This is a genomic window from Pseudomonas sp. LBUM1646, from assembly GCF_059716165.1.
Genome location: NZ_CP166810.1, coordinates 4001706 through 4020743 on the forward strand (window position 1 = coordinate 4001706; position 19038 = coordinate 4020743).

Here is a 19038-nt window from a genome sequence, read left to right on the forward strand (position 1 = left end):
GAGGCCTTAAACCGTGATCAAGACCCTGAACCACCTCCCGCATCCCTACGAGAATGCGGCCGCCCTCGCCGGCCATTTCACCGACCTGGCACCGCCGCTAAACGACCGTCAGGCGCACCTGGAAGCCTCGCGCTGTCTGTATTGCTACGACGCGCCGTGCGTGAACGCCTGTCCGAGCGAGATCGATATTCCGTCGTTCATCCGCAATATCCATCAGGAAAACGTCCAGGGCGCCGCGCAGAAAATTCTCTCGGCAAACATCCTCGGCGGCAGTTGCGCCCGGGTTTGCCCGACGGAAATCCTCTGCCAACAAGCCTGCGTGCGTAACAACGATCATGAGTGCGCGCCGGTGTTGATCGGCCTGTTACAACGCTATGCCGTCGATAACGCGCATTTCAGCGAACACCCGTTCCAGCGCGCTGCCGCTACTGGCAAGCGTATCGCGGTGGTCGGCGCCGGCCCGGCCGGTTTGTCCTGCGCTCACCGCAGCGCCATGCACGGCCATGAAGTGGTGATCTTCGAAGCCAAGGAAAAGGCTGGCGGCCTCAACGAATACGGGATCGCCAAGTACAAACTGGTGGACGATTACGCGCAGAAGGAACTGGATTTCCTGCTGCAAATCGGCGGCATCGAAATCCGTCATGGGCAGAAACTGGGCGAGAACCTGACCCTGAGCGAGCTGCACCAGCAATTCGACGCGGTGTTTCTCGGCCTCGGCCTGGCCGCCAGTAAGCAACTCGGGCTTGACCACGAAGATGCGCCGGGGCTGGTCGCCGCCACCGACTACATCCGCGAACTGCGTCAGGCCGATGACCTGACGCAACTGCCGCTGGCCGACCATTGCATCGTCCTCGGCGCGGGCAACACGGCGATCGACATGGCCGTGCAAATGGCTCGCCTCGGGGCTCATGACGTCAATCTGGTCTATCGCCGAGGCGTCGAGGACATGGGCGCCACCGGTCATGAACAAGACATCGCCAAAGCCAATCAGGTGCGCTTGCTGACCTGGGCACAGCCTGAAGAAGTACTGCTCGACGTTCAGGGCAATGTGCGCGGCATGCGTTTCGCCCGCACCCACATGGTCGACGGGCGCCTGCAAACCACCGGGCAAACCTTTGAACTGGCTGCCGACGCGATCTTCAAAGCCATCGGCCAGGCCTTCGACAGCAGCGCCCTCGCCGACCCGCTGGCCCGGGAACTGAAACGTCAGGGCGAGCGGATTCAGGTGGACGAAAACCTGCGCACCAGCATCCCCGGCGTGTATGCAGGTGGTGACTGCACCAGCCTCGATCAGGACCTGGCCGTGCAAGCGGTGCAGCACGGCAAACTCGCCGCAGAAGCGATCAATGCCCAACTCATGCTCAACGTGGAGGCTGCGTAAATGGCCGATCTCTCGATTGTCTTCGCCGGCATCAAAGCCCCCAATCCGTTCTGGCTGGCCTCCGCGCCGCCGACCGACAAAGCCTACAACGTGATCCGCGCCTTCGAGGCCGGCTGGGGTGGCGTGGTCTGGAAAACCCTGGGTGAAGACCCGGCGGCGGTCAACGTGTCGTCGCGTTACTCGGCGCACTTTGGCGCCAACCGCGAAGTCATGGGCATCAACAACATCGAACTGATCACCGACCGTTCGCTGGAGATCAATCTGCGGGAAATCACCCAGGTCAAAAAGGACTGGCCAGACCGCGCGCTGATCGTTTCGCTGATGGTGCCCTGCGTTGAAGAGTCTTGGAAATTTATCCTGCCGCTGGTGGAAGCCACTGGCGCTGATGGCATCGAACTGAACTTTGGTTGCCCCCACGGTATGCCGGAACGCGGCATGGGTGCGGCGGTCGGCCAGGTGCCGGAGTACGTCGAACAGGTGACCCGTTGGTGCAAGACCTATTGCTCCCTGCCGGTGATCGTCAAGCTCACGCCGAACATCACCGACATCCGCGTCGCCGCCCGTGCGGCCCACCGTGGCGGCGCCGATGCGGTGTCGCTGATCAACACCATCAACTCGATCACCAGCGTCAATCTGGAGCAAATGGTCGCCATCCCCACCGTTGGCCACCAAAGCACCCACGGCGGTTATTGCGGCTCGGCAGTGAAGCCGATTGCGCTGAACATGGTCGCCGAAATCGCCCGCGACCCGCAGACCCAAGGCCTGCCGATCTGTGGCATTGGCGGCATCGGCAGTTGGCGCGACGCGGCGGAATTCATCGCGTTGGGCAGCGGCGCGGTGCAAGTGTGCACGGCGGCGATGCTCCACGGTTTCCGCATCGTCGATGAGATGAAGGACGGTTTATCGCGCTGGATGGACAGTCAGGGTTACACCAGCGTCTCGCAGTTTTCCGGGCGGGCGGTGGGCAATACCACGGACTGGAAGTACCTGGATATCAACTATCAGGTGATTGCCAAGATTGATCAGGAGGCGTGTATTGGTTGCGGGCGTTGCCATATTGCTTGTGAAGATACCTCGCACCAGGCGATTGCCAGCCTTAAGCAGGCGGACGGGACGCATAAATATGAAGTGATTGATGATGAGTGCGTGGGGTGCAATTTGTGCCAGATCACTTGCCCGGTGGCGGATTGCATTGAGATGGTGCCGATGGACAGCGGAAAGCCGTTTCTGGATTGGAATCATGATCCGCGCAATCCCTACCACGTTGCGCTGTAACTGATCGTTCCCACGCTCTGCGTGGGAATGCAGCCCGGGACGCTCCGCGTCCCATTGGAACGCGGAGCGTCCCTTGAGGCATTCCCACGCAGAGCGTGGGAATGATCGGGTTAAGGCTCCAACCCAATCCCGCGCAAAATCACACTCGTCACCGTCTGCACCGCCCGCTCGAACTGCATGTCCGACAACGGTTGATGCTCATTCAGAATATTCACCTGATGATCAAAGTCCGCGTAATGCTGGGTCGAGGCCCAGATCATGTACAACAGCGCCGAAGGCTCCACTGGCAGGATGCGTTTGTCCTCCACCCACTGGCGAATTTTCGCTTCTTTCATCTTGGCCCAGTCGTACAGGCTGGCGTCCAGCGCCTCACCCAACGTCGGTGCACCGTGAATAATCTCGTTGGCCCAGACTTTCGAACCGTACGGCCGGCTGCGGGAATGGTTCATCTTGGCGCGGATATAGCTGCTAAGCACCACCCGTGGGTCGTCGAACATCTCGAAGCACAAGGCGTCCTGCTTCCAGACTTCCAGCAAGTCGAACAACACCGCGCTGTAGAGTTCGCTTTTGGTGCTGAAGTAGTAATGCAGATTGGAGCGCGGCAGTTGCACTTCGGCGGCAATGTCGGCCATGGCGGTGCTGCCAAAGCCTTTTTCGGCGAAGACCTTTTCGGCCCCCAAGAGGATTTTCTCGACGTTACTGCGACGAATCTCGATCTTGTGATTGCCCATGAGGGCTCCCTGACAACAGCGTTGCCCAAGACTAGCATCCGCTCTGGGTCGCGGCGACAGACCTTTTTTCACTTTCCCGGGGAAAACCGATTGGGTAGCATCCGCCGCTCTTTTCATGCCGCAATGGATCACCCACTGTGAACATTCGACCTCGCGTCGCCACCGACGACACCGCCCTCGCCGCCCTGTGGGAACGCTCGGTGCGCGCCACCCATGACTTTCTGAGCGAAGACGACATTCAGTTCTTCCTGCCGCTGGTGCGCGATGCCTACCTGCCGGCGCTGACGGTGTGGGTCGGTGAAAACCCGGACGGCACGCCCGCAGGCTTCATCGCCACCGGCGGCAACACTGTGGAGATGCTGTTTATCGAACCGGCGCAACGGGGCCGGAGCATCGGCCGACAGTTGCTCGACCACGTCAAAGCCCTGCACGACACCTTGAGCGTCGACGTCAATGAACAGAATCCCCAGGCCCATGGCTTCTATCTGCACTATGGTTTTGAACAGACCGGCCGCTCGGAGACTGATGGCGAAGGTCGACCGTTTCCCATCATTCACCTGACATTGCGCGCGGCGTAAACATTCCCCGGCGCGTACCGTTCATGCTTAAGTGACACCCATTATTCTGCCCGGAAGGTAACTGACCATGCTGCTGAAAAAAGCCCTGACCACCGCCGCCCTGCTCGGCTCGCTGCTCGCCGCTTCCTCGGTGTTCGCCCATGCGCATCTGAAAAGCCAGACCCCGGCCGCCGACAGCACCGTGGCCGCGCCGACCGAACTGCGTCTGGTGTTTTCCGAAGGCGTTGAAGCGACCTTCACCAAGGTAACCATCAGCAAGGATGGCGCCAATGTCCCGGTGAAAAGCCTGGCCACCGAAGGCAGCGACAAGAAAACCCTGATTGTCACCCCGGCCGCACCGTTGGCCTCGGGTGCCTATAAAGTCGAATGGCATGCGGTGTCGGTCGATACCCACAAAAGCGAAGGCGCCTACAGCTTTAAGGTTGGCCAGTAATTCATGACCGACGCGCTGGTGCTGTGCCGTTTCCTGCATTTTGTGGTGGTGCTGATGCTGTTCGGGGCCTGGGTGTTCCGGCCCTTGCTGTTGAACGCTGACACTCTGGATCGGCGCCTGATGCACATCACCCGTTGGCTAACCGCCGTGGCACTGGTCAGCGGCGTGACCTGGCTGCTGCTGATCACCGCGAGCATGGCCGGCGCCTGGGAGGCAGCTTTCGATCCATCGACCCTGGGCCTGGTGCTGCGCAATACCTTTTTCGGCCAGGTCTGGAGCTGGCACTTGCTGCTCAACGCGGTGCTGATGGGGTTGCTGTTGACGCCATTGCGCGCGAACGTGCCGCTGAGGCTGGTCGTGAGCGGCCTGCTGCTCGCGACCCTGGCGCCGGTCGGTCATGGCGCGATGCTCGACGGGCTCAGTGGCCAATTGCTGATCCTCAACCAGATCATCCACCTGACCTGCGTCGGCGCCTGGCTGGGTGGGCTGATGCTCTTGGTGATTGTCCTTCGGCAGCCTGACGGCCACTCGTTGAGCACGATACTGCGCCGTTTCAGCGGAGTCGGTTATGGCTTGGTGGCGGGGCTGGTGATCACCGGGTTGATCAACGTGCGCGTGCTGACCGGGGCGTTCTGGCCGACGCCGTTGCTGTCCGGGTTTGCCTTGATTTTACTGATCAAGGTCGTGCTGGTGGCGGTGATGTTGGGGCTGGCGCTGTTCAATCGATTGCGAATCAAGGATTGCGAGCAGCGGGTTGGCGCGCTTAAAACCAGTGTGATGCTGGAATGGATGCTGGGGATGGGCGCGGTGGCGGCGGTTTCGTTGCTGGGGACCATGCCACCGATGATCGCCAGCTAAAAATCAAAAGATCTTATTGCTCGGTCCTCCCCTCTGCGGCGGTATCGATGCTGACGACCACCGACATCCCCGGCCGCAACCGCTCACTCTGCTCCTGCCCCTCATCCACCGTAATCCGCACCGGCACCCGTTGGGCGATCTTGACGAAGTTGCCGGTGGCGTTGTCCGCCTGCAACAGGCTGAACTCGGAACCGGTGGCAGGCGAAATCCGCTGCACCCTGCCCTTGAATTTACGATGGTCGAGCGCGTCGACGCTGAAGCTCACCGGTTGGCCGACTCGCACGTCGTCCATCTGGGTTTCCTTCATGTTGGCGATCACCCACAACTGGTTCGGCACCAGCGCCATCAACTGTGCACCGGAGTTGACGTAGGCGCCGAGGCGCACGCCAATTTGCCCGAGCTGACCGTCTCGCGGCGCCAGGACGCGGGTGTTGGACAGGTCGATCCGCGCCAGTTGCACCGCCGCTTCGGCGCTGGCAACCGCGGCTTCCAGCGAGCCGCGATTGACGATCACCGTTTGCAAATCCTGCCGGGCGATTTCCAGATTGGCCTGAGCCTGCGCCACCGCCGCGATGGTCTGGGCGTTGGCGGCCAGGGTTACGTCCAGTTCACGTTTGGACACCGAGCCGTCGTTGATCAGTTCTTTGTTACGGCGCAAGTCGGCCTCGCTCTTGCGCTGCTGTGCCTGGCTGTCGGCGACCGCAGCCTGACGCAATTTGATGGTCGCTTCGGCGCTGTTGCGTTGCTGCACCACGTTGGCCAACGCGGCTTTCTGCACCGCCAACTGCGCCAGGGATTGATCGAGGTGCTGCTTGTAGATGCGGTCATCGAGGCGCACCAGCAGGTCGCCGGCCTTCACAAACTGGAAGTCCGTCACCGGCACTTCGTACACGTAGCCGCTGAGTTGCGGGCCGATGATGGTCACCTGGCCGCGCACCAAAGCATTTTCCGTGGTTTCCACCGCGCTGCTGAACGGCGGCAGTTGCCAGGCGTACAACACGATCAGCACGCCGACGATGGCAATCGCCGCAAAGCCCATGGACGAGATGATCCACACCCGCAACGAGCGCGGCTCAGTGGCCGGCGAGGCCGGTGGCGCCACGCCTTCGGGAGTGGCGGCGATGGCGTTGGTGGTCGTGGTGGTCGGTTCGGTCATGAAGAAGTGGCACCGCTAGGTTGAACGGAAGGAGTGGCAGGCGCTGGGGCGACGGTTTGGGTGGTGCTCATCAGCCACAGGGCGCGAATGGAAATCCAGATCATGGTCAGCACCGCAATCACGGCGATCAACATGAACACATCGTTATAGGCCAGCACATTGGCCTCGCGAGTGGCGGCCGTGGCCAGGCTGCGAATGCCCTGAAGATTGCGCAGGCTCGGGTCGGCGATCACCGATCCCACCGCGTTGCCGCCGCTCTGCACCCGCGCGGCGACACGCGGATCGAGCATCGTCAGGTGTTCAACAATGTTGCTGGAATGGAATTTCTCGCGAACGATCTGGAACGTGCCCAACAGCGCCGCGCCGATCAAGCCGCCGAGGTTCTGGCAGATCCCGAATAACACCGAGAAACTCACCAGATTGCGCGGGTTGGTCAGTACGTTACGAGTGCCGAGGACCATGGTCGGGCCGAGGAAAAACGTGCCACCGAAGGCCAGCAAGAACTGGCTGAAGTACATGTTTTCCGGGCGGGTCAGGTTGTTCGAATGACTGTCGATCACCGAGCCGACTGCCATTAACGCCAGGGACACGATCAGCGGCATGAACAGGTGCTTGGGGTCGATAGTCAGGGCGCTAGTGGCCAGGCCCGCGATGCTGCCGAGCAACATCACCACGTACAGGCTGTGCAGTTGCTGACTGCTCATGTTCAGCGCCTGCATGAAGCCGACGGCGCCGGTGGATTGCTCGGACAACACCATGCGAATCAGGATCACCGCCAGGGCCAGGCGAATCATCACGCCGCTGCCGAGCCAACGGGTCATCAACATCGGGTTGCTGCGGTTATGTTCGATGGCCAGGCCGGCGAGGATCAACGCGATAGAGGCCGCCGAGGCGACACCAATCCACGGTGCTTCCAGCCACCAGTCAATGCGTCCCAGGGACAACACGGCGCAAAGCAAGGCCACGCCGCTGGCGAGGATGGCGAAGGTCAGGAAGTCAAGTTTTTCAAAGGTCTTGAAGCGGTCGCCCGGTGGCAGCTTGAGCAGGAACACGCAGCCCAGCGTCAGCAGCGCCATGCCCAATTCGAAGAGGTACAGGCCGCGCCATTCGGCGATCTGCATCAGGTCTTCGGAGAACAGGCGCGCCAGCGGCAGCGCCAGTTGCGACGCACCCAGCCCCAGCACCAGCGCCTTCATCCGCCATTTCGCCGGGAACGCCTGGATCATGTAATACAGGCCCAAAGAACTCAGCGCCGCACCGACCATGCCGTGGGCCGCTCGCACAGCGATGGCCGAACTCAGGTCGTTGACGAACAAGTGGCCGAAGGTCACCAGGGCATAGAGCACCAGAAACACTTCGGTGAACGCGCGCAAGCCGAACTGCTGGCGAAACTTCACCAGCAACAGGTTCATCGAGACGTTGGTCATCACGTAGGCCGCCGGCAACCAGGCCATCTCGGCGGTGGTCGCGCCGAGCGCGCCTTGCAGGTAAGGCAGGTTGGCGATCACCAGCGAATTGCCGAGGCCGCCGGTCAACGCCACCAGCAAACCCACCAGCGCATAGGCCAGGCGCTTGGGATTGGAGTGCACGGGCGTCGAGGGGGAACCGGGCAAACTGGGCCGTTCGTGGGGCTGCCAGTCGCGCGGGGCGTAGTGATCCATTCATGGGCCTTGTTCTGAGAGGCTGTCAGTTTGCCGCAAAACGTCGGGCAAAACACAAAACGTGTAGGAGCAAGGCTTGTCCGCGATGGCGGATCGTCAGCCGCCACCAATGTTGAATGTTAGATCGCAATCGCGGGCAAGCCTTGCTCCTACAGATTTCAGAGCACGTCGAAATCCAACGATGGTCATCGTACAACTTCTGATTGACAAGCCCGCAAAGCCTCGCAAATAATCGCCGCCAATGTTGTACGACGACGTATAACAAACAATAAAAACAACAAGAAACAAAGGGAACGTCACTGTGAGCAAACTCGTCCGTCATTCCTCCGTCTGCACCTCTCGCCCGACCTTCGTCCGCCGCCACACCCTGAGTCTGATCGGTTGCAGCAGCCTGGCCCTCGCCTTGCCCATGACCGGCCACGCCGAAGGTTTCGTCGATGACGCCAGCGCCACGCTGAACCTGCGCAACGCCTACTTCAATCGCAACTTCACCAACCCGGCCTACCCTCAGGGCAAGGCTGAAGAGTGGACGCAAAGCTTTATCCTCGACGCCAAGTCCGGGTTCACCCAAGGCACGGTCGGTTTCGGTGTGGACGTGCTGGGCTTGTACTCGAAAAAACTCGACGGCGGTCAAGGCACTGGCGGCACGGGACTGCTGCCGCTGGATCACGACGGTCGCCCGGCGGATAACTTCGGGCGCACCAACGTGGCGTTCAAGGCCAAGGTGTCGAAGACTGAATTGAAGGTCGGTGAATGGATGCCGGTGCTGCCGGTCCTGCGCTCGGACGACGGCCGCTCCCTGCCGCAAACCTTCCGCGGCGGTCAGGTCACTTCCAGCGAAATCGATGGCCTGAAACTCTACGGCGGCCAGTTCCGCGCCAACAGCCCGCGTAACGATTCGAGCATGGACGACATGTCGATGAACGGCAAAGCCGCGTTCACCTCGGATCGCTTCAACTTCGGCGGCGGTGAATACACCTTCAATGAAAAGCGCACCCTGGTCGGCGTCTGGTACTCCGAACTCAGCGACATCTATCAGCAGAAATATTTCAACCTGAGCCACAGCCAGCCCATCGGCGACTGGACCCTGGGCGCCAACCTCGGCTACTTCATCGGCAAGGAAGACGGCAGCGCCCTGGCCGGCGACCTCGACAACAAAACCGCGTTCGCCATGCTCTCGGCCAAATACGGCGGCAGCACCTTCTACGTCGGCCTGCAAAAACTCACCGGCGACGATGTCTGGATGCGCGTCAACGGCACCAGCGGCGGCACCCTGGCCAACGACAGCTACAACTCCAGCTATGACAACGCCAAGGAAAAATCCTGGCAAGTGCGCCACGACTACAATTTCGTCGCCCTCGGCATTCCCGGCCTGACCCTGATGAACCGCTACATCAGCGGCGATAACGTGCACACCGGAGCGATCACCGACGGCAAGGAATGGGGCCGCGAATCGGAACTGGCGTATACCGTGCAGAGCGGTGTGCTGAAGAACCTCAACGTTAAGTGGCGCAATGCGAGTATTCGCAAGGATTTCAGCACGAATGAGTTCGATGAGAATCGGATCTTTGTGAGCTATCCGATTTCGTTGTTGTGAGGCAGGTGTCGCGTCAAGGCTGACGCCTACCTGTGCGACACCACGTTCTATGTAGCAGCTGGCGAAGCCTGCGTCCGGCTCGTGTAGCAGCTGCCGAAGCCTGCGTCCGGCTCGTGTAGCAGCTGCCGAAGGCTGCGTTCGGCTGCGAAGCAGTCGTGAACCCAGGCGACGCGCTGTATCAGAAGGACCGTGTGCTCAGGTTTTACGACTGCTTCGCAGCCGAACGCAGCCTTCGGCAGCTGCTACAGGTGTCGAGCGCAGGCGTCGCCAGCGGCTACATCGATCGCGGCGTGGCAAGACCCTCCGTCAATTTCCACCGCTGGCGCGTTGACAACCACGGGAAAGGCTAACGATACTTCGCTCAAGTCATACGACAACTTACAACAACTGTAATGACTCCGTATTTAGGAACCTCCATGACCACTACGTCCCCTGCCCCATTCAATCGCCTGCTCCTGACCGGCGCCGCCGGTGGCCTCGGCAAAGTCTTGCGCGAAACCCTGCGCCCCTACGCCAATGTGATTCGCCTGTCGGACATCGTCGACCTCGCTCCGGCCATCGATGACCGCGAAGAAGTCGTGACCTGCGACCTCGCCGACAAGCACGCCGTGCATCAACTGGTCGAAGGCGTGGACGCGATCCTGCACTTTGGCGGCGTGTCGACCGAGCACTCGTTTGAAGAGATCCTCGGCGCCAACATCTGCGGCGTGTTCCACATCTACGAAGCCGCGCGCCGGCATGGCGTGAAACGGGTGATCTTCGCCAGTTCCAACCACGTCATCGGCTTCTACAAGCAAGACGAAGTGATCGACGCCCGCTCCCCGCGCCGCCCGGACAGCTACTACGGCTTGTCGAAGTCCTATGGTGAAGACATCGCCAGTTTCTACTTCGATCGCTATGGCATCGAGACCGTCAGCGTGCGCATCGGCTCCTCGTTCCCGGAACCGCAAAACCGCCGCATGATGAGCACCTGGCTGAGCTTCGGTGACCTGACCCAATTGCTCGAACGCGCGTTGTATGCACCCAATGTCGGCCACACCATCGTCTACGGCGTGTCTGACAACAAGAACGTCTGGTGGGATAACCGTCTCGCTGCCGGCCTGGGTTATGTGCCGCAGGACAACTCCGAAGTGTTCCGCGAAAAAATCGAAGCGCAACCGATGCCGGCCGTTGATGACCCGGCGATGGTTTACCAGGGTGGCGCGTTTGTCGCGTCCGGCCCGTTTGGTGACTGAGCCAACCTCCAAGGGAATGAGCTTCCATGCAAGCCGAATTGATTGTCGATGCCCGTAACGCGGTCGGTGAATGCCCGGTCTGGGTCCCCGAGGAAAACGCCCTGTACTGGGTCGATATTCCCGCTGGAGGTTTGCAGCGCTGGAGTGCCGCAACCGGTCATGTCCATGCCTGGAAAGCCCCGGAGATGCTCGCCTGCATCGCCCGCCACGCGTCTGGCGGCTGGGTCGCGGGGATGGAAAGCGGATTCTTCCGTCTCCAGACCCACAACGACGGCAGCCTCGACAGCGAACTGTCGGCCCACGTCGAACACGCCCGCCCCGACATGCGCCTGAACGATGGGCGCTGTGATCGCCAGGGGCGTTTCTGGGCTGGCAGCATGGTGCTGAACATGGGGGCCAACGTGGCTGAAGGCGCGTTGTATCGCTACAGCAGCGGGCAGCGTGGGCCGATTGAGGCACGACTCTCTGGCTTCCTCGTCCCCAACGGCCTGGGGTTCAGCCCGGATGGCCGGACGATGTACCTGTCTGATTCGCATCCGTTGGCCCAGCAAATCTGGGCTTTCGACTACGACATCGACAGCGGCACGCCAAGCAATCAACGGTTGTTCGTCGACATGAACCACTTCTGCGGTCGCCCCGATGGCGCGGCTGTGGATGCCGAAGGTTGCTACTGGATCTGCGCCAACGACGCCGGGCTGATTCACCGCTTTACCCCGGATGGCCGGCTGGACCGTTCCCTCGCCGTGCCGGTGAAGAAACCGACCATGTGCGCGTTTGGTGGCAGTGGGCTGGATACGTTGTTCGTGACCTCGATCCGCCCCGGTGACGACTGTGACGAACAGTCATTGGCGGGTGGAGTGTTCGCACTCAATCCTGGCGTAAAAGGCTTACCTGAAACGCTGTTTCTGGGCTGATGATCACCATGACCCCAACGATTCTCGAACTCGAAGACAACCTCACCCACCTCACCCTCGCCCCCGAGCTCGGCGCCAGCATCGTCAACTGGACGGTACGCAGCACCGGTCAGCCGCTGTTGCGTCACAGTGACCAACAGGCGCTGAACACCGGCCTGCCTGGCAAACTCGGTTGTTATCCCTTGGCCCCCTGGTCAAACCGAATTTCCGGAGGTGGTTTCGACTGTCCCGAAGGCTGGCTCGCCTTGCAGCCCAACAGCCTCACCGATCCCTTGCCCATCCACGGCAGCGCCTGGCAACAACCGTGGCGGGTCGTTTCCCAAACCCGAAACAAAGCCGTCCTGCAACTCGATTGCACAACCCCCTTCGCCTACCGCGCCGAGCAACGTTTCCATCTGAGTGAAGGTCGGTTGAGCATCGATTTGCAGGTCACCCATCTCGGCGAACACGCTGTGTGGCACGGCCTCGGTTTGCACCCTTACTTTCCACGCACCGCACACACCCAATTGCAGGCAACCGCCCGGCAAGTCTGGTTGTGCGACGCCGCCAAACTGCCGACCCAACTCAGCCCGATCCCCGAAGAATGGGATTTCCAGCAGCTCAAGGCCTTACCCGACACCCTGGTGGACAACGGTTTCTGCGAATGGGACGGTCACTGCCTGATCCAGCAACCCGAGCTGGGTTATGAACTGGAATGCCAAGCCACCGGCAGCGATTACTACCTGCTGTACTGCCCGGTGGGCCTGGGGTTTTTCTGCATCGAACCGGTGAGCCACCCGGTCAACGCGCACCACCTGCCCGGTCGGCCGGGGTTGCGTTTGCTGGAGCAAGGCCAGTCCACTGAACTGGGATTCAGCCTGCAATACCGCGAACTCAGCTACCCCAGCAACTGACTCAACACCGCGCGCAACTTGCCGGGTTTCACCGGTTTGTTCAGCAGCGGTGCGTCGAGGCGTTGTAACGAGCGACGGCACTGGTCGGTGCGGTCGGCGGTGATGATCACCGCCGGAATCGCCTGACCAAAATGCTCACGCAAGTGCCGCACCACGTCACAGCCCACCACCCCATGATCGAGGTGATAGTCCGCCAGAATCAGTTCCGGCGCTCGCCCCTGCAACGCCGCCAACGCAGAGAATTCGTCCGTGGCGATCACCACTTCGCAGCCCCACTGCCCGAGCAATGCGCCCATGCTCTCGAGAATGGTGATTTCGTTGTCCAGCACCAGCAAGCGTCGGCCCGGCAACGGGTTGCCGGTACCCGGTTGCGGCGCGGCCAGGCTGATCGGCAGTGGCACCTCATGGGAAATCGGCACGTCGATGCTGAACACCGAACCGCGTCCCGGCCATGACCGCACCTGAATCCGGTAGCCGAGAATCTTGGCGATGCGCTCGACGATGGCAAGTCCCAGGCCCACGCCTTTGCGGTCGGCAGCGCGGCCAACGTCCAGTTGATTGAACTCGAGGAAGATCGAATCCAGCCGATCCGGCGCAATCCCGCGCCCGGTGTCCCAGACCTCCAGGCGCAGCATTTCACCCCGACGCCGTGCCCCGAGCAGGATGCAGCCCTCATCGGTGTAGCGGAACGCATTGCTGAGGAAGTTGCGCAAAATCCGCGTCATCAGCCGCAAATCGGTGCTTATGGCGAAGTCGCCCATGTGCACCCGCAAGTTCAACCCCGCCGCCTCGGCCACCGACTGGAACTCCGACACCAGCGGCGCGAGCAATTCGTCGAGTCGATACAGCGCAACGTCGGGTTTTACTGCGGCCTGATCGAGCCGGGAGATGTCCAGCAAATCGGTCAGCAGGTCTTCAGCGCCTTCCAACGCCTGGTGCGTACGCTCTACCAGCACCTGCTCGACGTCAGGCAATTTGCGCTCGCGTAAGGTCGAGATCAGTAACCGCGCGGCGTTGAGCGGTTGCAGCAGGTCGTGACTCGCGGCGGCGAGGTATTTGTCCTTGCTGCGGTTGGCGGCCTCGGCGGCGTCCCGGGCATCGCGCAAGGCCTGGGCAATCTGTTTACGTTGGGTGATCTGCTGTTGCAGGTTGCGGTTGGCTTCGAGCAATTCGTCGGTGCGTGCGGTGACGCGTTGCTCCAGTTCATCGTTGAGTTGTTGCAGGCGCTGCTGGGCGAGTTTGCGTTCGGTGATATCGGCGACAAAACCTTCCACCAACCCTTCCTGATCGGGCTTGAGCAACAGGTTCATCAGCACGTCGAGGCTGCTGCCGTCCTTGCGCCGCAGCTGTGTTTCATAGCCGTGCAGGCTGCGTTCGGTCTTGAGGATCTCGCCGATGGTTTCCAGCTCCCTGGCACCACCGACAAACAGGTTGCTCGCCAGATCCGCCAACGAAAACAGCACCTCCTGCGGATCGCCATAGCCAAGCATCCGCGCCAGCGCCGGGTTGGCGGCGCGCATGCCTTCCAGCAGGCTGGCCTGGAAGATTCCGTGGACGGCGTTCTCGAACAGCCACTTGTAGCGATTGCGCTCGGTTTCCAGCTCATCCAGGCGCGCGGCGAGTTCCGGGTAATGGCTTTTGCGCGCCGAGTGACTGCCTAATCCCAGTAATCCGGCCAGCGCCCGTTGCTGCTCTTCAGAGGGCTTCGCCATAGACGACCTCGACGTCACGCTGACTGGATTCGCGCGGGTTGGTCAGGATGCAGGGGTCGTGCATGGCGTGCTGCGACAGGAACGGAATGTCAGCCGTGCTGACCCCGTGCAGGCTGAGGGTTTCGTGGAAGCCGATCGCATGTTTCAGGGCAATCAAGTGTTCGACCAAACGCTTGCAGATCTGCCGGTGATTCAAGCCCCGGCAATCAATGCCGAAGGTCTCGGCTATGACCTTGAAGCGGTCCGGCGCCGAGTTGTAGTTGAACGCCACCACATGTTCCACCAGCACCGCGTTGCACAAGCCGTGAGGCAAATCGAGAAAGCCGCCCAGACTGTGGGACATCGCGTGTACAGCGCCAAGGATCGCGTTCGAGAACGCCAGCCCGGCCTGCATGCTGCCGAGCATGATTTTTTCGCGCAGGGCGATGTCGGTCGGGTTGGCGATCATCTGCACCAGGTTGCCGTTGATCAGGCGCATTGCCTCCAGGGCGTGGGGGTCGGTCAGCGGGCCGTGACCGGTGGAGACGAAGGCTTCGATGGCATGCACCAACGCGTCGATGCCGGTACAGGCCGACAGGAACGGGTCCATGCTCAGGGTGGTTTCCGGGTCGATCAGCGACACGTCTGGCACGGCTGCCTTGCTGACGATGGAGAACTTCATGCGTTCTTGCTGGTTGGAAATGATCACGAATTGCGAGACGTCCGCCGACGTACCGGCGGTGGTCGGGATCAGGATCAGCGGTGGACTCGGCACGCGGATGGTGTCCACGCCTTCGAACTCAAGAATGCTGCGCCCGTGGGCGACGACGATGCCGATGCCCTTGCCGCAATCCATCGGGCTGCCGCCACCGATCGCCACGATTACATCGCAGTGGTTTTCCTTGTACAGCTCGGCGCCGAGCATGACTTCTTCGACCCGAGGATTGGGCGAGACGTCGCTATATAAAAAGTAATCGATGCCCTGGGCTTGCAGGCTGGCCTCGACATCCGCGACCCAACCGGCGGCAATCACCCCGGGATCGCTGACCACCAGCACCTTGCGGGCGCCGAAGGTCTTGGCGTAGTTGCCGACGTTGTGCCGGCAACCGGCACCAAAAATGATTTCAGGCGAAACGAATTTACGCAGCTGGCTGAGATTCTGGCTCATTGGAAAGCCTGTTTTTATTGTTTTGGAAGGTAGAACCCACACTAAAGCATCCGGCTGCGAATGCAATCAGACCAATGGGTAGCAGACCTCAGCCGCGATAGATCAACCGCGAAGCCTTCTCATTACGCAACGTCAGGTGTTCCATGCCCCGCCCCGGCGCGTCGGCTTCTTCGCGGGCCTTGAGGATCACCCCGTGGTGCGGCGACTTGCTGCACACCGGGTCGGCATTCTCGGCATCGCCGGTGAGCATGAACGCCTGGCAGCGGCAACCGCCCAAATCCTTGTGTTTTTCATCGCAGGAGCGGCACGGCTCTTTCATCCAGTCATCGCCGCGAAAACGGTTGAAGCCGAAGGAATCGGTCCAGATGTGTTCGATGCTGTGCTCGCGCACGTTGGGAAACTGCACCGGTAACTGCCGGGCGCTGTGGCATGGCAACGCAGTGCCGTCCGGGGTGATGTCAAGAAACAGGTTGGCCCAGCCATTCATGCAGGTTTTCGGGCGTTCTTCGTAGTAATCCGGGGTGACGAAGATCAGCTTGCACGGGTGACCCTGAGCTTCAAGCCGTTCGCGGTATTCGTTAGTGATGCGCTCGGCGCGCTGCAATTGCTCGCGAGTCGGCAGCAGGCCGACGCGATTGAGTTCGGCCCAACCGTAGAACTGACACGTCGCCAACTCGACGAAATCCGCTTCCAGTTCCAGGCACAAATCGATGATGCGGTCGATGCGGTCGATGTTGTGCCGATGAGTGACGAAGTTCAGCACCATCGGGTAGCCCTGGGCTTTTACGGCGCGAGCCATCGCGAGTTTCTGGGCGAAGGCCTTGCGCGAGCCGGCGAGCATGTTGTTCACCGCTTCGTCGGCGGCCTGGAAGCTGATCTGGATATGGTCGAGTCCGGCGACCTTGAAGTCACGGACCTTCTGCTCGGTCAGACCAATGCCGGAGGTGATCAGGTTGGTGTAGTAACCCATGTCCCGCGCGGCTTTGATCAGCTCGGCGAGGTCCTGCCGCACCAACGGCTCGCCACCGGAGAACCCCAGCTGCGCGGCGCCCATGTCCCGGGCTTCGCGAAATACGCGAATCCATTCTTCGGTGCTCAGTTCCTCGCCGGATTGGGCGAAGTCCAGCGGGTTGGAGCAATACGGGCATTGCAGCGGGCAGCGATAAGTCAGCTCGGCCAACAGCCACAGTGGCGGACCCGGCGGTGCATTATTCGATCCAGAATTGAGCATGGGCCACCTCCAGAAATGTCAGCACGTCTACGTCGATGCCTGGCACGCCGGGGAACGTGGTCGACAGGAGTTCGATGATCGCCGCGACACTGCGTTGGCCGTCCACGAGATCAAGGATCTGCCCGGCACTCGCGTTGAGTTTGATCATGCCTTCGGGGTACAGCAGCACATGGCAGTCCTGCCGGGGTTCCCATTGCAGGCGATAACCCTGTCTTAAGGACGGTGATTGTTCGCGGCGGATCAAATTCACAGGGCAATCCCCCGGTGCCAGACATTCGAGGGGGTGACGGTGTGATACGGCGGGCGTTCCAGTTCGTAGGCCATGCTCATCGCATCGAGCATGCTCCAGAGCACGTCGAGTTTGAACTGGAGGATTTCCAGCATGCGCTGCTGGCCTTCGAGCGTGACGTAGTGCGCAAGGGTGATGCGCAAACCATGCTCGACATCGCGCCGCGCCTGACTCAAGCGCGTGCGGAAATAGTCGTAGCCACCGGCATCGATCCAAGGGTAATGGGTGGGCCAGGCGTCGAGGCGCGATTGGTGGATCTGCGGGGCAAACAGTTCGGTGAGGGAGCTGCTGGCCGCTTCCTGCCAACAGGCGCGACGGGCGAAATTGACGTAGGCGTCCACGGCAAAACGTACGCCGGGCAGGACCAATTCCTGGGAGAGGATTTGCTCACGCTCCAGTCCCACCGCTTCGCCCAGGCGCAGCCAGGCTTCGATCCCGCCTTCGCTGCCGGGCTCGCCGTCGTGATCGAGGATACGTTGCAGCCATTCCCGGCGCACGTCGCGGTCCGGGCAATTGGCGAGGATCGCGGCGTCTTTCAGCGGGATGTTGACCTGGTAATAGAAGCGATTGGCGACCCAACCCTGAATCTGCTCGCGACTGGCGCGGCCGGCGTACATGGCTTGGTGGAACGGGTGATGGATGTGGTAGTAGGCGCCTTTGGCGCGCAGGGCGGCTTCGAATTCTGTGGGGGACATTGGGGGGTTGGTCATTGAGGTTCTCCGGATTTCGCGATGCCTGGGCTGGCCTCATCGCGAGCAAGCTCGCGAAAGGGCCATCCGCTACAACACAAGACTCATGCCGTCATAAGCCACTTCAACTCCCCGCCGCTCCAACAACGCCCGTTCGGCAGAGTCTTCATCAAGGATTGGATTGGTGTTGTTAATGTGGATCAGCACTTTGCGCTGGCGATTGAACCTCTCAAGGATTTCAAGCATCCCGCCAGGACCACTTTGCGGCAGATGCCCCATTTCACTGCCCAGACTCTGGCCGACTTCGCACACACGCATCTCGTCGTCGCGCCACAACGTGCCGTCCAGCAACAGGCAATCGGCGCGTTGCATCCAGCTCAGTACGTCTTCGTCGACTTGGCCCAGGCCCGGCGCATAGAACACCGAGGCGCCGTTGCGCAGGTCTTCGATAAACAGGCCGATGGTGTCGCCCGGCTGCGGATTGCCGCGATTGGGCGAGTACGGCGGTGCGTTGCTGACCAAGGGGATTGCGCGAAACTGCAGGTGTTCGCACGCCGCGATGCTGAATGGCTCACGGTCCAGTCCGATCGGTTGCCACTGCAAGCCGCCGTTCCAGTGCTTGAGCATGCTGAACAGCGGAAATCCGCTGCTCAAATCTTCATGAACCCGCTCGGTGCACCACACCGAATGCGGGCAGCCTTCGCGCAGGCTCAACAGGCCGGTGCAGTGGTCGATCTGGCTGTCAATCAGGATCACCCCGGCGATGGCGGTGTCGCGCAATCGGCGCGCCGGTTGTAACGCCGGGAAGCTTTCCAACTGCGCACGAATGTCCGGTGAAGCATTGCACAGCACCCAATCCACGCCGTTGTCGCTCACCGCAATCGAGGACTGCGTGCGCCGTTGGGCGCGCAGGCTGCCGTTACGCACACCCGTGCACTGGCGACAGTTGCAGTTCCATTGCGGAAAACCACCGCCAGCGGCGGACCCGAGAACACGGATGTGCATGAGCAATGCTCCAGAAGGCAGGCCCGGCCAACGCGTCGGCTAGCCGGGTGAACAATCAACGGTTGGCGAAATACATCGTCACTTCGAAGCCAATGCGCAGATCGGTAAACGCGGGTTTAGTCCACATGGGTCAATCCTCTTCTTGTGCCGGGCAATTCCGGTAAAGCCATTAATGCACGGGGCGCCAAGGGTCCGAATGCTACTTTCGAAGGAGATGGCGGCGTGCGTTGGTAGGGGGTCATCGCGGATCGTC

19 protein-coding genes are annotated in these 19038 nt (G+C 61.1%); 9 read left to right on the forward strand and 10 right to left on the reverse strand.

Features of this window, described 5'->3' with window-relative positions:
- Window positions 1–13: 13 nt before the first annotated feature.
- Window positions 14–1381 (forward strand): NAD(P)-dependent oxidoreductase, encoded by a 1368-nt coding sequence (locus ACA071_RS18205; protein ID WP_497640416.1) that lies wholly within the window; start codon window positions 14–16, stop codon window positions 1379–1381.
- Window positions 1382–2656 (forward strand): NAD-dependent dihydropyrimidine dehydrogenase subunit PreA, encoded by a 1275-nt coding sequence (gene preA, locus ACA071_RS18210; RefSeq protein WP_497640417.1) that lies wholly within the window; start codon window positions 1382–1384, stop codon window positions 2654–2656.
- A gap of 110 nt (window positions 2657–2766) precedes the next feature.
- Here preA and ACA071_RS18215 read toward each other — a convergent pair whose 3' ends face one another.
- On the reverse strand, window positions 2767–3387 hold the full coding sequence (locus ACA071_RS18215) for a TetR/AcrR family transcriptional regulator (RefSeq protein WP_497640418.1): 621 nt from the start codon (window positions 3385–3387) through the stop codon (window positions 2767–2769).
- 137 nt (window positions 3388–3524) lie between these two features.
- On the opposite strand from ACA071_RS18215, the gene ACA071_RS18220 reads away from it, so the two are divergent.
- The 3 genes from ACA071_RS18220 (at window position 3525) to copD (ending at window position 5256) form a co-directional block, all read left to right on the forward strand.
- The gene (locus ACA071_RS18220) at window positions 3525–3965 is read left to right on the forward strand and encodes an acetyltransferase (protein ID WP_497640419.1); all 441 of its coding nucleotides are present in this window, start codon (window positions 3525–3527) and stop codon (window positions 3963–3965) included.
- A 67-nt stretch (window positions 3966–4032) separates the two neighbouring features.
- The gene (gene copC, locus ACA071_RS18225; protein WP_497640420.1) at window positions 4033–4398 is read left to right on the forward strand and encodes a copper homeostasis periplasmic binding protein CopC; all 366 of its coding nucleotides are present in this window, start codon (window positions 4033–4035) and stop codon (window positions 4396–4398) included.
- A gap of 3 nt (window positions 4399–4401) precedes the next feature.
- Window positions 4402–5256 (forward strand): copper homeostasis membrane protein CopD, encoded by an 855-nt coding sequence (copD, locus tag ACA071_RS18230; RefSeq protein ID WP_497640421.1) that lies wholly within the window; start codon window positions 4402–4404, stop codon window positions 5254–5256.
- Between the two features lie 13 nt (window positions 5257–5269).
- Here copD and ACA071_RS18235 read toward each other — a convergent pair whose 3' ends face one another.
- Window positions 5270–6412 carry an HlyD family secretion protein gene (locus ACA071_RS18235; protein WP_497640422.1) on the reverse strand — a complete coding sequence of 381 codons (1143 nt, stop codon included), beginning with the start codon at window positions 6410–6412 and terminating at the stop codon, window positions 5270–5272.
- Complete coding sequence (locus ACA071_RS18240) at window positions 6409–8073, reverse strand: MFS transporter (protein WP_497640423.1); 1665 nt, start codon at window positions 8071–8073, stop codon at window positions 6409–6411. The genes ACA071_RS18235 and ACA071_RS18240 overlap by 4 nt, the downstream gene beginning before the upstream one ends.
- A 301-nt stretch (window positions 8074–8374) precedes the next feature.
- On the opposite strand from ACA071_RS18240, the gene ACA071_RS18245 reads away from it, so the two are divergent.
- From ACA071_RS18245 to ACA071_RS18260, 4 genes are all read left to right on the forward strand, one after another.
- On the forward strand, window positions 8375–9670 hold the full coding sequence (locus ACA071_RS18245) for an OprD family porin (protein WP_497640424.1): 1296 nt from the start codon (window positions 8375–8377) through the stop codon (window positions 9668–9670).
- Between the two features lie 416 nt (window positions 9671–10086).
- Window positions 10087–10905 (forward strand): NAD-dependent epimerase/dehydratase family protein, encoded by an 819-nt coding sequence (locus ACA071_RS18250; RefSeq protein ID WP_497640425.1) that lies wholly within the window; start codon window positions 10087–10089, stop codon window positions 10903–10905.
- A gap of 26 nt (window positions 10906–10931) precedes the next feature.
- On the forward strand, window positions 10932–11819 hold the full coding sequence (locus ACA071_RS18255; RefSeq protein WP_497640426.1) for an SMP-30/gluconolactonase/LRE family protein: 888 nt from the start codon (window positions 10932–10934) through the stop codon (window positions 11817–11819).
- Window positions 11820–11827: 8 nt separating this feature from the next.
- Entirely contained in the window at window positions 11828–12712 is an 885-nt protein-coding gene (locus tag ACA071_RS18260; protein ID WP_497640427.1) for an aldose 1-epimerase, read from the forward strand.
- Here the strand turns inward: ACA071_RS18260 and ACA071_RS18265 are convergent.
- From ACA071_RS18265 to pqqA, 7 genes are all read right to left on the reverse strand, one after another.
- Complete coding sequence (locus ACA071_RS18265) at window positions 12697–14424, reverse strand: PAS domain-containing hybrid sensor histidine kinase/response regulator (protein ID WP_497640428.1); 1728 nt, start codon at window positions 14422–14424, stop codon at window positions 12697–12699. The two genes, ACA071_RS18260 and ACA071_RS18265, sit on opposite strands and share 16 nt — an antisense overlap.
- Complete coding sequence (gene ercA, locus ACA071_RS18270) at window positions 14408–15571, reverse strand: alcohol dehydrogenase-like regulatory protein ErcA (RefSeq protein ID WP_497640429.1); 1164 nt, start codon at window positions 15569–15571, stop codon at window positions 14408–14410. The genes ACA071_RS18265 and ercA overlap by 17 nt, the downstream gene beginning before the upstream one ends.
- Window positions 15572–15659: 88 nt before the next feature.
- Window positions 15660–16802 (reverse strand): pyrroloquinoline quinone biosynthesis protein PqqE, encoded by a 1143-nt coding sequence (gene pqqE / locus ACA071_RS18275; RefSeq protein WP_497640430.1) that lies wholly within the window; start codon window positions 16800–16802, stop codon window positions 15660–15662.
- Complete coding sequence (gene pqqD / locus ACA071_RS18280) at window positions 16780–17052, reverse strand: pyrroloquinoline quinone biosynthesis peptide chaperone PqqD (protein WP_497640431.1); 273 nt, start codon at window positions 17050–17052, stop codon at window positions 16780–16782. Before pqqD ends, pqqE begins: the two co-directional genes overlap by 23 nt.
- On the reverse strand, window positions 17049–17801 hold the full coding sequence (gene pqqC, locus ACA071_RS18285) for a pyrroloquinoline-quinone synthase PqqC (protein WP_497640432.1): 753 nt from the start codon (window positions 17799–17801) through the stop codon (window positions 17049–17051). Before pqqC ends, pqqD begins: the two co-directional genes overlap by 4 nt.
- A 69-nt stretch (window positions 17802–17870) precedes the next feature.
- On the reverse strand, window positions 17871–18785 hold the full coding sequence (gene pqqB / locus ACA071_RS18290; protein ID WP_497640433.1) for a pyrroloquinoline quinone biosynthesis protein PqqB: 915 nt from the start codon (window positions 18783–18785) through the stop codon (window positions 17871–17873).
- Window positions 18786–18840: 55 nt separating this feature from the next.
- The gene (pqqA, locus tag ACA071_RS18295; RefSeq protein WP_003253598.1) at window positions 18841–18912 is read right to left on the reverse strand and encodes a pyrroloquinoline quinone precursor peptide PqqA; all 72 of its coding nucleotides are present in this window, start codon (window positions 18910–18912) and stop codon (window positions 18841–18843) included.
- Window positions 18913–19038 lie beyond the last annotated feature (126 nt).

Bases quoted from the DNA above. Each gene is read 5' to 3' on its own strand.
- preA (WP_497640417.1), top strand. From the start codon at position 1,382: ATGGCCGATCTCTCGATTGTCTTCGCCGGCATCAAAGCCCCCAATCCG.
- ACA071_RS18215 (WP_497640418.1), bottom strand. From the start codon at position 3,387: ATGGGCAATCACAAGATCGAGATTCGTCGCAGTAACGTCGAGAAAATC.
- copC (WP_497640420.1), top strand. From the start codon at position 4,033: ATGCTGCTGAAAAAAGCCCTGACCACCGCCGCCCTGCTCGGCTCGCTG.
- copD (WP_497640421.1), top strand. From the start codon at position 4,402: ATGACCGACGCGCTGGTGCTGTGCCGTTTCCTGCATTTTGTGGTGGTG.
- ACA071_RS18235 (WP_497640422.1), bottom strand. From the start codon at position 6,412: ATGACCGAACCGACCACCACGACCACCAACGCCATCGCCGCCACTCCC.
- ACA071_RS18240 (WP_497640423.1), bottom strand. From the start codon at position 8,073: ATGGATCACTACGCCCCGCGCGACTGGCAGCCCCACGAACGGCCCAGT.
- ACA071_RS18250 (WP_497640425.1), top strand. From the start codon at position 10,087: ATGACCACTACGTCCCCTGCCCCATTCAATCGCCTGCTCCTGACCGGC.
- ACA071_RS18255 (WP_497640426.1), top strand. From the start codon at position 10,932: ATGCAAGCCGAATTGATTGTCGATGCCCGTAACGCGGTCGGTGAATGC.
- ACA071_RS18260 (WP_497640427.1), top strand. From the start codon at position 11,828: ATGACCCCAACGATTCTCGAACTCGAAGACAACCTCACCCACCTCACC.
- ACA071_RS18265 (WP_497640428.1), bottom strand. From the start codon at position 14,424: ATGGCGAAGCCCTCTGAAGAGCAGCAACGGGCGCTGGCCGGATTACTG.
- ercA (WP_497640429.1), bottom strand. From the start codon at position 15,571: ATGAGCCAGAATCTCAGCCAGCTGCGTAAATTCGTTTCGCCTGAAATC.
- pqqE (WP_497640430.1), bottom strand. From the start codon at position 16,802: ATGCTCAATTCTGGATCGAATAATGCACCGCCGGGTCCGCCACTGTGG.
- pqqC (WP_497640432.1), bottom strand. From the start codon at position 17,801: ATGACCAACCCCCCAATGTCCCCCACAGAATTCGAAGCCGCCCTGCGC.
- pqqB (WP_497640433.1), bottom strand. From the start codon at position 18,785: ATGCACATCCGTGTTCTCGGGTCCGCCGCTGGCGGTGGTTTTCCGCAA.